This is a genomic window from Martinezella sp. CNPSo 3959, from assembly GCF_057784355.1.
Map to the genome: position 1 here is coordinate 55,882 of NZ_JBXSOV010000018.1, position 14,723 is coordinate 70,604.

The window sequence follows — 14,723 nt, forward strand, 5'->3', positions numbered from 1 at the left end:
GGAAGTGAATCCGCGACAATCGCCGGTGGTTACCGGCCGACCGCCTTTGCCAACATGGGCCGTCGTTACGACAGATCAGTTCGCCAGGATTTCCGCCGTCTTGCGGATACGCGACAGCCGCGGCAGCACCTTGGTGCAGGCGAAATCCTGCATCTCCTGCGAAAGGGTCGTCACGGCATCCTCCGCAACAATGACGGCATAGTTTGCCGCATGGGCATCGCGCACGGTGCCTTCCACACCGAAATTGGTGGCGACGCCAGTCACGATCAGCGTTTTGATGCCACGGCGGCGCAGCTGCAGATCGAGTTCCGTGCCATAAAAGGCGCTCCACTGGCGCTTGACGATGGCGACATCGGGCGTCAGCGCTGCCATCTCGGCCGGAGCTTCGAGCGCGGCCGGCGGCAAACCTCCTGGGGGAAGCGGGAAGCTTTCGTCTGTCGGCTGATTGACAGCGTCGGCATAGTCTGCGGAAAATCCGACCGTCACGAACACGGTCGTCCCGCCTTCGGCTTTCAGCCTGTTTGCGATGGCGACCGTATTGGCAACGATCTGCTGGGCGGAGTAGGGCGCAAGCGGGCGGCTGAGCACGAGGCCTTGCAGGTCGATGGAAACAAGAGCGGTGGTCTTGGGATCGTAAAGTGACATCTGGGGGCTCCGAGAAAACATGAGGGTATCCTCACAATGGAAAATATGAGGATGACCTCACAAAAATCAAGTGAAGAATTGAAGACGCGCGCGCCGAAGCGGCAGCGAGGCCACGATCGCGTTGCCGTTCTGCTCGAAGCGGCGGCGAAAGTCTTTGCGCGCAGGGGTTACGATGCGGCAACGATGACGGAGATCGCGGCGGAGGCGCATTCATCGATCGGCTCGCTCTATCAGTTCTTTCCGACAAAGCCCCTGCTCGCCGAGGCGCTGCATATCGATCGCCTGGAGCGCCTTAAGGCGGGGCTTCGTGACATGGCGGAACGGAGCATAGGGCTTTCCGCCGCCGGTAGCGGTGAGGCAATCTTCGATGCGCTCGCCGCTTTCATCGAGCAATATCCCGAGTTTCCCGTACTAGCCGGGCGTCGCGATATTCCCAAGGACCGCAAGGCGCGCTCGCGCGCGGAGTTGCGAGAGCTGATTGCCGCCTTTCTGCGGCAGGCCCATCCGCCGATCACGGACGATATCGTTCTGATGGCGGGCATCGTGCTCGAATTGCTGCGCATTGCTGTCGTCGTTTCCAGCGACCCGGATGCCGCCGAGGACCGGCGCGTCTTCGCGGAACTGCGGCTGATGCTGCGCAAACGTCTTGAGGATGCTACGGCAAAAAACTGAGCCTCGGACACGGTTTTCAGCCTTTGCAACGAGATGAGTTGTTGCGTCCTGCTTTTTGCCCTCATTTGCCGTATGCTGATTCCTCAGACATCATCAGGAGATCATGAATGGCATTGTCGCGGTTGAAAGCAGGCTTGGTCGTTTCTCTTTTTTGCCTGCTGGCAATGCCTCTATCCACGAAAGCCGAAGAGCCGCAATTCCGCATCGGCACGGCTATTCTTGGCGACTTGAAATATCAATCCGGCTTCAAGCGTTTCGACTACGTCAATCCGGACGCGCCCAAGGGCGGCGAGCTTAAGCTTTCGGCCGAAGGCACGTTCGACACGCTCAATCCCGTGCTGTTTAAGGGCAACCCCGCCAGCGGATTGTCAATGGTTTTCGATACGCTGATGAAATCGTCCAATGATGAGATAGCCACTTCCTACGGCTTGCTTGCCGAGGGCGTCTCCTATCCCGATGACATAGCGAGCGCCACCTTCCGCTTACGCGCCGAGGCGAAATGGGCCGATGGCACACCGGTGACCCCCGATGATGTGATTTTCAGCTTCGATCGCACCAAGGAGCTCAATCCTCTCGCGACCAGCATCTATTCCCACGTGACGCGAGCCGAAAAGACCGGCGACAGGGACGTCACCTTCTATTTCAATGAAAAGAACAATCGCGAACTTCCTTTTATCGCCGGCCAGTTGCTGATCGTGCCGAAACATTGGTGGGAGAGCGCCGGCGCGGACGGAAAGCCGCGCGATATCTCCCGCACGACACTCGAGCCGCTCATGGGATCCGGACCGTATAAGATCGTCTCCGTGCAGCCGGGATCATCAATCCGATACGAATTACGCGACGACTATTGGGGCAAGAACCTGCCGGTCAATATCGGCCAAAATAATTTCGGGGCGATTTCCTATACCTACTACGCCGACAAGGATGTGCAATTCGAAGCCTTTCGTAGCGGAAACACCGATTTCTGGCAGGACCAGTCAGCAAGCCATTGGGTGACCGCATATGACTTTCCAGCCGTCAAGGACGGCCGCATCAAGCGCGACGAGCTGCCCAACTCGCTGCGCTCTGTCGGCATCATGCAGGCGGTGGTGCTCAATCTCCGGCGCGATCAGTTCAAGGATCAGCGTGTGCGCGAGGCGTTGAACTACGCCTATGATTTCGAGGAGATGAACCGAGCGCTTGCCTTTGGCCAGCTGACCCGTGTCAACTCCTTCTTTTTCGGCACCGAGCTTGCCTCTTCGGGGCTGCCCACGGGCGAGGAATTGAATATCCTCAACAGCGTCAAGGATAAGGTGCCGCCCGAAGTCTTCACCACGCCCTATACCAATCCGGTTGGCGGCGACCAACAAAAGGCACGCGACAACCTGCGTAAGGCGATCGAGCTTTTCAAGGAAGCCGGTTATGTGTTGAAGGGCAATCGCATGGTCAACGAAAAGACCGGCCAGCCCTTCGCGATGGAAATCCTGCTCGGCAGTCCTTCGATGGAAAGATCAAACCTGCCTTACGTACAGAACCTGCGCCGCATTGGCATCGATGCGACCCTCAGAACGGTCGATTCATCGCAATACATCAACCGCATTCGCAGCTTCGACTATGATGCGACCTGGAACGTCTGGGGCACATCTCTGCCGCCCGGCAGTGAGCAGATCGATTACTGGGGCTCGGCTTCCGCAAACCGCCAAGGCTCTCGCAACTACGCCGGCATATCCGATCCGGGTATTGATATATTGATCGGCAAGCTTGTCTCTGCCGCGACCCTCGAAGAAAAGACTGCTGCCGCCAAGGCGCTTGACCGCGTACTGCTCGCCCACCACTACGTTGTTCCGCTGTTTTATGGGACGACGAACAAGATCGCTTATTGGGACAAGTTCGAACATTTGCCCGAGCTGCCCTATTACTCCATCGGCTTCCCCGATGTCTGGTGGTCGAAAGGCGCCGGAAAGTGAGCCTCTCTTGCAATGAGGGGCCTGCTGGCTCCAAATGCAGAGGGCTGATTCGGGTAGTTTCAAGCTGATATGACTGCGCCGGCCTCGATCCGGCGGAAGGGAATGTGATTTTGATCGACGGACGGATTGAGGCGAGGCGGAACATACCCCTCTTCGAGGGAGCGGTGGGCTGATGGGCGCCTATATTCTGCGACGTCTCCTGCTGATGATCCCGACCATTGTCGGTATCATGGCGATTTCCTTCACCATCGTGCAGTTTGCGCCGGGCGGTCCGGTCGAGCAGGTCATCGCGCAGCTGACCGGGCAGGGCGACAATGCCAATGGCCGCCTGTCGGGTGGCGGTACGGACCTGGCTGCCCAGCAATCCCTGGACGATAGCAGCTCGAAATATCGCGGCGCGCAGGGGCTCGATCCCGAGCTGATCGCCAAGCTCGACAAGCAGTTCGGCTTCGACAAACCGCCGCTCGAGCGTTTCGGCCAGATGATGTGGAACTATATCCGCTTCGATTTCGGCGAGAGCTTCTTCCGCAATACCACCGTCATCGACCTGATCGCCCAGAAGTTGCCGGTGTCGATTTCGCTCGGCATCTGGATCCTGATCTTCTCCTACGCCATTTCCATTCCGCTCGGCATCCGCAAGGCGGTACAGGACGGATCGACCTTCGATGTCTGGACCTCGGGCATCATCATCGTCGGCTATGCCGTCCCGAGCTTCCTGTTCGGCATCATGCTGATCGTGCTGTTTGCCGGCGGCTCCTTCTTCGACTGGTTCCCGCTGCGCGGCCTCGTCTCGGATAACTTCGCCGACCTCACCTGGTGGCAGAAGATCCTCGATTATCTCTGGCATCTGGTGCTGCCGCTGATTTCGCTGTCGCTCGCAGCCTTCGCCACGACGACGCTGCTCACCAAGAATTCCTTCATCGAAGAGATCAAGAAGCAATATGTCATCACCGCCCGCGCCAAGGGTCTTTCCGAACGGCGCGTGCTCTATGGCCATGTCTTCCGCAACGCCATGCTCATCGTCATCGCCGGCTTTCCCGGCGCCTTCATTTCCGCCTTCTTCACCGGCTCGCTTTTGATTGAAAACATCTTCTCGCTCGATGGGCTGGGGCGTTTGAGCTATCTCTCCGTCGTCCAGCGCGATTATCCGGTGGTGTTTGCGACACTCTTCATCTTCTCGCTGCTCGGCCTCGTGGTCAGCCTCGTCTCCGACCTGATTTACACCTGGATCGATCCGCGCATCGACTTCGAGCGGAGGGACGTGTGATGGACGCAGCCAATCAGCAGACGCTTCCGACAACGGTGAAGCCGCCGCGCAAGGGGCTGTTCTCGCCGACCAATGTCCGCCGCTGGGAGAACTTCAAGGCAAACCGCCGCGGCTACTGGTCGCTCTGGATCTTCCTGGTGCTGTTCGTCCTCAGCCTCGGCGCCGAATTCATTGTCAACGACCGGCCGATCCTCGTCTCCTACAAGGGCGAGATCCTGACACCGGTCTTCGTCGATTATCCGGAGGAAAAGTTCGGCGGCTTCCTGGCGCAGACGGATTATCGCGCCCCGGATATTCAGGATGAGATCAATGCCCATGGCTGGATGATCTGGCCGCCGATTCACTATTCCTATCAGACCGCCAACTCCAATCTTCCCAAGGGCATGTCGGCGCCGACGCCGCCTTTCTGGGCGATGAGCAAGGAGACGCGCTGCTCGGGCTATCCCGGCGGCGTTGCCGATCCGAATTGCAACTGGAGCAATTTCAACTGGCTCGGTACTGACGACCAGGCCCGCGATGTGCTCGCTCGTTTGGTCTACGGCTTCCGCATCTCGGTGCTGTTCGGCCTGGCGCTCACCATCTGCTCGGCTGTCGTCGGCGTCTGCGCCGGCGCGATACAGGGCTATTTCGGCGGCTGGACCGATCTTTTGATGCAGCGCTTCATCGAGATCTGGTCGTCTATGCCGGTGCTTTATATCCTGCTGATCATTGCCTCGGTGCTGCCGCCGGGTTTCTTCATCCTCCTCGGCATATTGCTGCTGTTTTCCTGGGTCGGCCTCGTCGGGGTCGTGCGCGCCGAATTCCTGCGGGCGCGCAATTTCGAATATGTGCGCGCCGCCCGCGCGCTCGGCGTCAACAACCGTACCATCATGTATCGCCACCTGCTGCCGAACGCGATGGTCGCGACGCTGACCTTCGTGCCCTTCATCCTGTCAGGCTCGATCACCACCCTGACCTCACTGGATTTCTTGGGCTTCGGCATGCCGCCCGGCTCGCCGTCGCTGGGTGAAATGATCGCCCAGGGCAAATCCAATCTGCAGGCTCCCTGGCTGGGGCTTTCGGCCTTCTTCACCATGTCGATCATGCTGTCGCTGTTGATCTTCATCGGCGAGGCCGTGCGCGACGCCTTCGATCCGAGGAAGACGTTCCGATGAGCGAAAATTCCACTCCGCTGCTGTCAGTCCGCAATCTCTCCGTCGCCTTTCATCAGGGCGGGCAGACGTCGATTGCCGTCGACGGCGTCTCCTTCGATATCCACAAGGGCGAGGTCGTGGCGCTGGTCGGAGAATCCGGCTCAGGAAAATCGGTTTCGGCCAATTCGATCCTGAAGCTCTTGCCCTATCCGTCCGCAAGCCATCCTTCCGGCGAAATCCTGTTCAAGGGCAAGGATCTGCTGAAGGCATCGGATAACGAGTTGCGCGCGGTGCGCGGCAACGACATCACGATGATCTTCCAGGAGCCGATGACCTCGCTCAATCCGCTCCACTCCATCGAAAAGCAGATCAGCGAAATCCTGGCGCTGCACCAGGGCATCGTGGGCGAGGCCGCGCGCAGCCGCACGCTGGAACTCTTGAACCAGGTCGGCATCCGCGAGCCGGAAAAGCGCCTCAAGGCTTATCCGCATGAACTGTCCGGTGGCCAGCGCCAGCGCGTAATGATCGCCATGGCGCTCGCTAATCGCCCGGAACTGCTGATCGCCGACGAGCCGACGACCGCGCTCGACGTCACCGTGCAGGCGCAGATTTTGGAATTGCTGCGCGACCTCAAGGGCACGCATGGCATGTCGATCCTGTTCATCACCCACGATCTCGGCATCGTCCGTAAATTCGCCGACCGGGTCTGCGTCATGACCAAGGGCAAGATCGTCGAGACCGGCACGGTGGAGGACGTCTTCACCCGGCCGCAGCATGACTATACCCGTCATCTGCTGGCGGCCGAGCCGCGCGGCGAGCCGCCGGCAAGCGATGCGAACAAGCCGGTGGTGATGGAAGGCAGCGATATTCGCGTCTGGTTCCCGATCAAGGCTGGCTTCATGCGCAAGGTCGTCGATCACGTGAAGGCGGTCGACGGCATCGATCTGAAGCTCAGGGCCGGCCAGACGCTCGGCGTCGTCGGCGAATCCGGCTCAGGTAAGACGACGCTTGGTCTCGCACTCGCCCGGCTTATTTCCTCCAAGGGCCGTATCGCCTTCGTCGGCAAGGATATAGCCGGCTATTCGTTCCGCGAAATGCGGCCGCTGCGCAACCAGCTGCAGGTGGTCTTTCAGGACCCCTACGGGTCACTTAGCCCACGCATGTCGGTCGGCGAGATCATCGCCGAGGGGCTCAAGGTGCATGAACGCTCGCTTTCGGCCGATGAGCGCGACAAGCGCGTCTGTTGGGCGCTGGAGGAAGTCGGCCTCGATCCGTCCACCCGCTGGCGCTTCCCGCATGAGTTCTCGGGCGGCCAGCGCCAGCGCATCGCCATTGCTCGCGCCATGGTCTTGAAGCCGCGTTTCGTCATGCTCGACGAGCCCACTTCGGCGCTCGACATGAGCGTGCAGGCGCAGGTGGTCGACCTGTTGCGCGACCTGCAGCAGAAGCACGATCTTGCCTATCTCTTCATTAGCCACGATCTGAAAGTAGTGAAGGCGCTCGCCAACGAGCTGATCGTCATGCGCTTCGGCAAGGTCGTCGAGCAGGGCGCATCCGCCGATATTTTCCGGGCGCCGAGAGAGGACTACACCAGGGCGCTGCTTGCCGCCGCCTTCAACATCGAAGCGGTTCCTACCGCCGCCATTCAGCAATAGAGACCACCATCATGCCGGCCAAAAGCCCCGTTCTCGTCGACCTCAAATTCGATCCTGTGTCCGTTGCCAAGGCGGTTGAGACGGCCTTTGCCGATCGCGGCAGCATCAATCTGGCCGATCCTGCCAATAAAGGCGCTGATCTCTCCCATGTCGACTACGCGCTTTTGTGGAAGCCGGATGCCGATCTTTTCGAGCGCGCACCCAATCTCAAGGTCATCTTCTCGGGCGGCGCCGGTGTCGATTCGATGATGTCGATTGTCGGCCTGCCTGACATTCCCGTCGTCCGCTTCGTCGATCGCAGCCTGACGGTGCGCATGAGCGAATGGGTCGTGATGCAGTGCCTCATGCATCTGCGCGATGTGCAGGGGCATTTCAGGAATCAGCGCCAGCACGTCTGGGCGCAGCAGAATGGCCCTGAAGCCGCCGAAGTTACCGTGGGCGTGATGGGGCTCGGTGTTCTCGGCTGCGATGCCGCAGCCAAGTTGAAGATCATGGGCTTCAATGTCATCGGCTGGTCCCGCAGCAAGAAAGAGATCGACGGCATGGAAACCTTCGATGCTGCCGGGCTCGATGCATTCCTGGCGCGCACGGACATCCTGGTCGGCCTCCTGCCGCTGACGCCGGAGACGACGGGTATCTACAACGCCTCGCTTTTTTCCAAGCTGCATCGCAACGGCCCGCTCGGCAAGCCGGTCTTCATCAATGCCGGCCGCGGCAAGAGCCAGGTTGCGGCCGATATCGCTTCGGCTGTTCGCACCGGGATTCTCGGCGGCGCGTCGCTCGATGTCTTCGCCGTCGAGCCTCTGGCTGCGGACGATCCGCTTTGGGACTTGGAAAATGTCATCATCACGCCGCATGATTCCGCCATGTCTGACGAAAGGGCGCTGATGCGCCATGTCGAGGAGCAGATCGCCCGCTTCGAACGCGGTGAGCCGCTGCAGCATCTGGTAGATCGCGGTCGGGGATACTAAGTCTATCTTCGGATGGTGGTGGTCTGGGCACTATGCCTCAGCAGGCGCCGGCAAAATGCGACCCATTTGCCCTGGTATCAATTTTCTTTCAGCGACTGGACTTTCGCTCAACATTTTTTGATAACAGGGCGCTACAACCGCATGTCGGCAGGATGGTCGGCGGCGAGCATGACGTCCGTAGGGCAGGAGACGGGGCAGGAACGACATGACCAAGACGGATATCGCCACCCGCGTCTATAATCATACCTGGAAGCTTGATCCGATCATCCGCAGCTTGATCGATACGGATTTCTACAAGCTTCTGATGCTGCAGATGATCTGGAAGCTCTATCCGGATGTCGATGCCACCTTCTCGCTTATCAATCGCACCAAGAGCGTTCGCCTTGCCGAAGTGATCGACGAGAAGGAATTGCGTGAACAGCTCGACCATGCCCGAACGCTCCGCCTCTCCAAGAAGGAGATGATCTGGCTGGCGGGTAACAGTTTCTACGGCCGCGCGCAGATCTTCGAACCGGAATTCCTCGCCTGGCTGTCGAATTTCCAGCTGCCGGAATATGAGCTCTCGAAGCGTGACGGCCAATATATTCTCGACTTCCACGGTTCGTGGAAGGAAACGACGATGTGGGAAATCCCCGCACTCGCCATCATCAACGAGCTTCGCTCCCGCTCCGCGCTGAGGGCGCTCGGTCCCTTCACCCTCGATGTGCTCTATGCCCGCGCGAAGGCGAAGATGTGGGGAAAGGTGGAGCGGCTGCGGGAACTGCCGGGCCTGCGCATCTCCGATTTCGGCACCCGCCGACGCCACAGCTTCCTCTGGCAGCGCTGGTGCGTCGAGGCGCTGAAGGAAGGTGTGCCGCATGCCTTCACCGGCACGAGCAACGTGCTGCTTGCCATGGACTCCGATCTCGAAGCGGTCGGCACCAATGCCCATGAACTGCCGATGGTTGCCGCAGCGCTTGCAAAAAACGATGAAGAGCTTGGCAAGGCACCCTACAAGGTGCTGCGCGACTGGAACCGTCTCTATGGCGGCAATCTGCTTGTCGTGCTGCCCGATGCTTTCGGCACGGCTTCCTTCCTGCGCAACGCTCCGGAATGGGTGGCCGACTGGACCGGCTTCCGCCCCGACAGTGCCCCTCCCATTGAGGGCGGCGAGAAGATCATCGAATGGTGGAAGAAGATGGGCCGCGATCCGCGCCAGAAGCTGCTGATCTTCTCCGACGGCCTTGATGTCGATGCCATCATCGACACCTACAAGCATTTTGACGGCCGCGTTCGCATGAGCTTCGGCTGGGGCACCAACCTCACCAACGATTTCGCCGGCTGCGCTCCGACCGAACTCAAGGGCCTCAACCCTATTTCGATCGTCTGCAAGGTCATCGAGGCAAACGGCCGGCCGGCCGTGAAGCTCTCGGACAATCCTCAGAAGGCGACGGGCGAGCCAGCGGAAGTCGAGCGCTATCTGAAGTTCTTCGGCGCAGAGGATCGCGTCGATCAGGAAGTGCTGGTTTAAGGCGTTTCCCAGGAAAAATGCCTAGCGCAATTCCAGCAAAAGTGCGAAGCGGTTTTGCGTATGGAATGCGTAAAACGTCTAGTGGCGAATGGCCGCTTCTATCCGGGTGACGCGGCGAAATAGCGTCCAACGGCCATTTTCCCAGCGATATTGATCCGGCGAAATAACGTAGGGCACGTCGCTGAGATCGGCGCTGATCAGCTCCAGAAGCTGCAGGCCTTCAATGTCGTTCTCATGCGTGAAGAACACCTTATCGCGCGATAGGAAGGCGGCGATCGGCGCGGCGCCGCCGGATTGCTCCTGCACCTGCGCCCAGAAATTCGGCAGAAAGGCGATGCTGGATTCGAACTGACCGTCCACCTCGACATATTGGAACCGGCTGCGTTTGGCGATCTGGACGCCGGTCTTGGCAAGGAACTTCTGCAGGTTGGCCTGTGCCATCTCGGCGAGTTCCCGGACATCGATGCCCCAATCGTCGAGTGCTTCGGCCATCACATAGTTGACCGTCGTCTCGCCATTGACGACGAAGAGCTTGATCAGGTTTTCTGCTTCTTCGAGGTAGACAAATTGCGGCAGATTGGGCTCGTCCTTGACGGCCTGCATCATCTGCTGCCGCGCAACCTCGACGAAATCGCGCGCTTTCAGGACCGGCAGGACCTTGGCGAGCTCGCCGCTGTCGACCATGGCCTCCGTCATGTTGAGATAGTTGAGGAGCGCCTGCGCGCGCGCCGGCCCACGCTTTTCCCGCAGCGCCAGCAGCGCATTGCTCAGGAATTTTGTCATCGTATCGCCGTTGCGGCTGTGCAGCGTCAGGCTGCCGGCCGTAGGATCGTAGTCGACGCGGATCAGGTCACCGAAGAACGGCAGGCGTTCCTGCAGATAGGCGGCGAAGGCCGCTTCATCCTGCAAGGCTTCGTCGGGAATGTTGAGATCGAGAGTTTTGGCAGCCGCTGTGTTCTCTGACTCCTGCATTGGGAAGGCTCGGCCGGTGCGCACGTCTGCGCGCTCGCCTCTGCCGAAGAGCCTTTTCAGGAAATTGAACACGCGCATCCCCGAGTACCGAACGGTATTGCAGCAGAACCTAGCGCGACAGCCGTTGCGGGGCAATGGCGACATGATCGGGATTGGGAGCCGTAAGTGCCTGCTTGCCCGTGTCAAAAACGCGTATAGTCTGCAGGAGCGGGCCGGATGGTCCGATGGCAAGAAGGGCAGCGCAGATGAAGAATGTCAGGGGCGGCAGGTGGACGATCGGAGGCCTGCTTTTTTGTCTTTTCGCACTGGCTGTGCCCATGGCGGTCTTCGCGCAGAATGCGGCCGTAACGCAATCGGTAACGCCGCCGCCCGACAAGGTTCGCGAGCTGATGCAGCTGCTGAACGAGCCCGATGTCAGGCAGTGGCTTACCACGCAGCTCAGCACTCAGCCTGCGTCCGCCAGCGATAAACCCGCACCCGCCAGCGATCCGGCTCCGGCCGACGGCAATCAGATGTCGGTTCTGTCAGGCATGCTCGGCCACACGCGGCATCACCTCGAGCTGGTCTCTGGCGCTGCGATGACTTTGCCCTACGAGGTCATGACCGCATCGGAAAAGCTGGAGGGGGAGGGCAAGTCGGTCGGCCTCGTACGCATCATCGTTCAGATTGTCCTTCTGTTCTTCCTCGGATTGGTGGCCGAACTCGCCGTTGCCCGTTTCATCAACACCAGGCATATGCAGCGCACCGAGAGGGCTGCCGGTACCGAGACGGAACTGCAGGCAGCGCGCTTCCAGTTTCTGGGCGGCGTCGTGCCCGCCATCATCCATGGCCTGGTGACACTCGTTCCGCTTCTTGCCTTCGACTGGCCGCCTGCCATTGAAAATTTCGCCATCGCTTGCGTCATTGCGATGGTATCGATCAGGCTGGCGATCTCCATCGGCAAGCTTGGGATGGAATTGATCGCGATGCGCCGCGCCGATGATGTTCTAGACGAGGACGGCGGTACCGCCCGCATCGCCGAACGGCGGCGCGTGGCCTATTACTGGTATCGGCGATGCACGCTATTTGCCATTTATTTCGCCTGCGGCTGGGCAGTCATACAGGCCGTCACGTCGCTGGACTTTTCTGCCGGCGCGCGCGACCTCATCGGCTACACGCTCGGCATCGGTTTGTTCCTGATCGCCACGGCTGCCGTGTGGTCGAGGCCACTCCCGCCGGAAAAGCGGGGGGCGAAGACGGTTTCCTGGCTGCTGACGATTTTCTTCGTGGCGCTCTGGTGCCTCTGGGTGGCCGGTTTCGACGGTCTTCTATGGATCGGCATCTATGCGATATTGCTGCCGCGCGTCCTCTCGGTATCGACAAAGGCAATCGACGCTCTGCATGATGCGGCCGACGGCATTTTTGGTGCCGGCAAGATCGCGGCTGTGCTGCTCGACCGCGGCGTGCGCGCGCTGATTATCACTTTCGCGGCTTTGTGGCTCGGCAAGATGCTTGGAGTCGAGGCGCATGCGATGATGAGCGGCAGCGAATCGGTCGTTGGCCGCATCGCTCGCGGCATTCTCGGTGGCATCGTCATCCTGCTGGTCGCCGATCTCGTCTGGCAGCTCGCAAAAACCTATATCGACGGCAAGGTAATGGAAGCTCTGCCCGCCGCCGGCGAATCCGACGAGATAAGGGCAAGCCGCGCCCGGCTGCAAACGCTGCTGCCGATCTTCCGCAACATTCTTGCCGTCGTCATCGGCATCATCGCCGTCATGATGGTGCTGTCGGGCCTCGGCGTTCAGATCGGCCCGCTGATCGCCGGCGCCGGCGTCGTCGGCGTCGCGGTCGGCTTTGGTGCGCAGACCATCGTTAAGGACGTCATCAGTGGTGTCTTCTATCTCTGGGACGATGCCTTCCGCATCGGCGAATATATCGAAAGCGGCCATTACAAGGGCGTAGTCGAATCCTTCAGCCTGCGCTCAGTCAAGCTGCGCCACCAGCGCGGCCCGTTGGCGACGATCCCCTTCGGCTCGCTCGGCGCGGTCAACAACATGAACCGCGACTGGGCGATCGACAAGATCATCGTCAAGGTCACCTACGATACCGATCTCGTGAAGCTGAAGCGCATCGTCAAGGATATCGGCCAGCGCCTGCTCGAAGACGAGGATCTGAAGCCGAGCATCATCCAGACGCTGAAGATGAAGGGCGTCGAGCAGTTCGGCGATTTCGCGATCGAGATCAGGCTGGCGATCACCGCCAAGCCGAACGAACTCTCGGTCATCCGCCGTAGCGCGCTGGCCCTGATCAAACAGTCCTTCGACGAAAACGGCATCCAGTTCGCCTTCCCGACCGTACAGGTGGCAAGCGATAAGGATGCCACTGCCGCAGCCGCCCGGCAGCTTATCGAGATGCGGGCGGCAAATGTGGATGGCGCGCAGCAGGCGAGCTAGATCCGGTCAGGTCGCGGCGCCGCCGTGCTGCCGCGCACGATCAGCGTGACGCCGATCATCTCGCGCTCAGCCGGTACGGCATCGTGAAGAACGGCCTGCACCGCGCGTTCCGCGATCTCGGCAAAGGGCTGAGCCATGGTCGTCAGGCCGGGCTCCACCATTCCGCCTTCCGGCACGCCGTCGAAGCCGATGACGGAGACGTCCTGCGGCACTGAGAGACCTCGCGCCCGCAACCAGTTGATCGCTAGAAGCGCGATGTTGTCGGACATGGCGAGGATCGCAGTCGGCGGTTCGGGCAGGGAAAACAGGTAGTCCAGCCCGGCTTCAACGCTTGGCTTGTCGTTGAGCGTCTTATAAATCGGCACGTCCTCGCGCCGAATGCCGAAGGCTTCGAGCGCCTGCCAATAACCGAGTGCACGATTGCGGGAGGTGGAATAGATCCCGCGTTCGATCTCGGCAATTCCGACCGGCCCCACATTGTCGTCCGAAAGTTCTGTTGCAAGCACGCCGAAACGCCTGTGGCCCAATTCCGCCAGATGCCGTGCCGCAACGGCCGCGCCTCCCACGTTGTCGACGCTGATCGCAGGGATCGACGGGTCCTCGTCATTCAAGGCGAGAGCGATGAAAGGCAATTGCCGCTCGCGCGTCAACTGCACCAGTTTCTCTCCGCCCTCCACGCAGAGCAGGATGAAGCCATCCACCAATGCGCTCTTGATGTTCCAGTCCACCGTCTGCCGGTCCTTGGCCGAGACCAAAGCCAAGCCAGTGCCGCTGGCATCGCACACGCGGGAAACTGCGGCCAGCAGAGCCCTGGCCCATGGGTCATTGAAGAAATAGGCAATCGGCTCGACCGCGGCGACACCGATCGCATTGACCTTTCCCGCCCGCAGCAGCCGGCCCGTCAGGCTCGGCCCGGCATAGCCGAGCCGCTTGGCTGTCTCGAGCACATGCTCACGCACTTCCTCGCGCACCACTTCGGGCCGGTTGAAAACATTAGAGGCGGTCCCCTGCGATACGCCCGCCGCCTTGGCGACATCCGCGAGCCTGATGGTGCCCTTGGCCAATGAAATGCTCCTTATGTTTCCGGCGGATACTAGCAACGAAGTTGTATCGGTTCAATTCTTCTTGACGGCGGAGTTTTAAGGCGTATCATTGAACCGATTCAACAAAAGAAGCCCGAGCAATTATTGAATCGATTCAATATCGAGGAGAAACCAATGCTGACCAATTATCTCTTCAAGGATCTCTATGATGATCGATGGGGCGATCCGCGCAATCCGGATGCAGTCGAGCCGCCTTCACCGGAGGACGAGGGCGGAGCCGGCCGGCAAGGTTTGCTGGGTCGACTGGCAAACATTTTCCGCCGCCGCCGGAAACATCCCTCGGCATGGTCCTTCACGATTCCAAGCGAAGTGCCTGACGCCGAATGTGAAGCCGATCAGCGGCATCGTAATGGGCTAGAAGATCCGAAGTTTCTCGCAATCGCCAAGGCTTTGTCGCGGAATTGCTAGAGCTACGCC

General features: G+C 60.1%; 12 protein-coding genes. 9 read left to right on the forward strand and 3 right to left on the reverse strand.

Features of this window, described 5'->3' with window-relative positions; translation table 11 throughout:
• Positions 1-75 precede the first annotated feature (75 nt).
• Positions 76-645 carry an isochorismatase family protein gene (locus AC13RE_RS26240; RefSeq protein ID WP_488565104.1) on the reverse strand — a complete coding sequence of 190 codons (570 nt, stop codon included), beginning with the start codon at positions 643-645 and terminating at the stop codon, positions 76-78.
• Between the two features lie 36 nt (positions 646-681).
• Here AC13RE_RS26240 and AC13RE_RS26245 point away from each other — a divergent pair, with 36 nt between their 5' ends.
• From AC13RE_RS26245 to pncB, 7 genes are all read left to right on the forward strand, one after another.
• Complete coding sequence (locus AC13RE_RS26245) at positions 682-1,317, forward strand: TetR/AcrR family transcriptional regulator (RefSeq protein ID WP_488486139.1); 636 nt, start codon at positions 682-684, stop codon at positions 1,315-1,317.
• Positions 1,318-1,424: 107 nt separating this feature from the next.
• The gene (locus AC13RE_RS26250; protein WP_488565105.1) at positions 1,425-3,263 is read left to right on the forward strand and encodes an extracellular solute-binding protein; all 1,839 of its coding nucleotides are present in this window, start codon (positions 1,425-1,427) and stop codon (positions 3,261-3,263) included.
• Between the two features lie 172 nt (positions 3,264-3,435).
• A complete protein-coding gene (locus AC13RE_RS26255; protein WP_132721058.1) occupies positions 3,436-4,530 on the forward strand; it encodes a microcin C ABC transporter permease YejB in 1,095 nt (364 codons plus the stop codon).
• Positions 4,530-5,684 (forward strand): ABC transporter permease, encoded by a 1,155-nt coding sequence (locus tag AC13RE_RS26260; protein WP_488565106.1) that lies wholly within the window; start codon positions 4,530-4,532, stop codon positions 5,682-5,684. The genes AC13RE_RS26255 and AC13RE_RS26260 overlap by 1 nt, the downstream gene beginning before the upstream one ends.
• Positions 5,681-7,318: an ABC transporter ATP-binding protein gene (locus tag AC13RE_RS26265; RefSeq protein ID WP_488565107.1), complete on the forward strand. Its 1,638-nt coding sequence runs from the start codon at positions 5,681-5,683 to the stop codon at positions 7,316-7,318. Before AC13RE_RS26260 ends, AC13RE_RS26265 begins: the two co-directional genes overlap by 4 nt.
• 11 nt (positions 7,319-7,329) lie before the next feature.
• Positions 7,330-8,289, forward strand: a complete 960-nt coding sequence (locus AC13RE_RS26270) for a 2-hydroxyacid dehydrogenase (RefSeq protein WP_488565108.1) — start codon at positions 7,330-7,332, stop codon at positions 8,287-8,289.
• Positions 8,290-8,494: 205 nt separating this feature from the next.
• Positions 8,495-9,799 carry a nicotinate phosphoribosyltransferase gene (gene pncB, locus AC13RE_RS26275; RefSeq protein ID WP_015338380.1) on the forward strand — a complete coding sequence of 435 codons (1,305 nt, stop codon included), beginning with the start codon at positions 8,495-8,497 and terminating at the stop codon, positions 9,797-9,799.
• Between the two features lie 78 nt (positions 9,800-9,877).
• On the opposite strand, the gene AC13RE_RS26280 is transcribed toward pncB, so the two are convergent.
• Positions 9,878-10,771, reverse strand: a complete 894-nt coding sequence (locus AC13RE_RS26280) for a DUF1444 domain-containing protein (RefSeq protein ID WP_488565109.1) — start codon at positions 10,769-10,771, stop codon at positions 9,878-9,880.
• Positions 10,772-10,995: 224 nt separating this feature from the next.
• On the opposite strand from AC13RE_RS26280, the gene AC13RE_RS26285 reads away from it, so the two are divergent.
• Positions 10,996-13,203: a mechanosensitive ion channel family protein gene (locus tag AC13RE_RS26285; protein ID WP_488565110.1), complete on the forward strand. Its 2,208-nt coding sequence runs from the start codon at positions 10,996-10,998 to the stop codon at positions 13,201-13,203.
• Here AC13RE_RS26285 and AC13RE_RS26290 read toward each other — a convergent pair.
• On the reverse strand, positions 13,200-14,267 hold the full coding sequence (locus tag AC13RE_RS26290) for a LacI family DNA-binding transcriptional regulator (RefSeq protein WP_488565111.1): 1,068 nt from the start codon (positions 14,265-14,267) through the stop codon (positions 13,200-13,202). The two genes, AC13RE_RS26285 and AC13RE_RS26290, sit on opposite strands and share 4 nt — an antisense overlap.
• Before the next feature lie 153 nt (positions 14,268-14,420).
• On the opposite strand from AC13RE_RS26290, the gene AC13RE_RS26295 reads away from it, so the two are divergent.
• Entirely contained in the window at positions 14,421-14,714 is a 294-nt protein-coding gene (locus AC13RE_RS26295; protein WP_488565112.1) for a hypothetical protein, read from the forward strand.
• Positions 14,715-14,723: the final 9 nt, after the last annotated feature.

Coding starts and splice junctions, on each gene's coding strand:
- AC13RE_RS26270 (WP_488565108.1), top strand. CDS start 7,330: ATGCCGGCCAAAAGCCCCGTTCTCGTCGACCTCAAATTCGATCCTGTG.
- AC13RE_RS26255 (WP_132721058.1), top strand. CDS start 3,436: ATGGGCGCCTATATTCTGCGACGTCTCCTGCTGATGATCCCGACCATT.
- AC13RE_RS26240 (WP_488565104.1), bottom strand. CDS start 645: ATGTCACTTTACGATCCCAAGACCACCGCTCTTGTTTCCATCGACCTG.
- AC13RE_RS26250 (WP_488565105.1), top strand. CDS start 1,425: ATGGCATTGTCGCGGTTGAAAGCAGGCTTGGTCGTTTCTCTTTTTTGC.
- AC13RE_RS26245 (WP_488486139.1), top strand. CDS start 682: ATGGAAAATATGAGGATGACCTCACAAAAATCAAGTGAAGAATTGAAG.
- AC13RE_RS26285 (WP_488565110.1), top strand. CDS start 10,996: ATGGCAAGAAGGGCAGCGCAGATGAAGAATGTCAGGGGCGGCAGGTGG.
- AC13RE_RS26260 (WP_488565106.1), top strand. CDS start 4,530: ATGGACGCAGCCAATCAGCAGACGCTTCCGACAACGGTGAAGCCGCCG.
- AC13RE_RS26265 (WP_488565107.1), top strand. CDS start 5,681: ATGAGCGAAAATTCCACTCCGCTGCTGTCAGTCCGCAATCTCTCCGTC.
- pncB (WP_015338380.1), top strand. CDS start 8,495: ATGACCAAGACGGATATCGCCACCCGCGTCTATAATCATACCTGGAAG.
- AC13RE_RS26295 (WP_488565112.1), top strand. CDS start 14,421: ATGCTGACCAATTATCTCTTCAAGGATCTCTATGATGATCGATGGGGC.
- AC13RE_RS26280 (WP_488565109.1), bottom strand. CDS start 10,771: ATGCAGGAGTCAGAGAACACAGCGGCTGCCAAAACTCTCGATCTCAAC.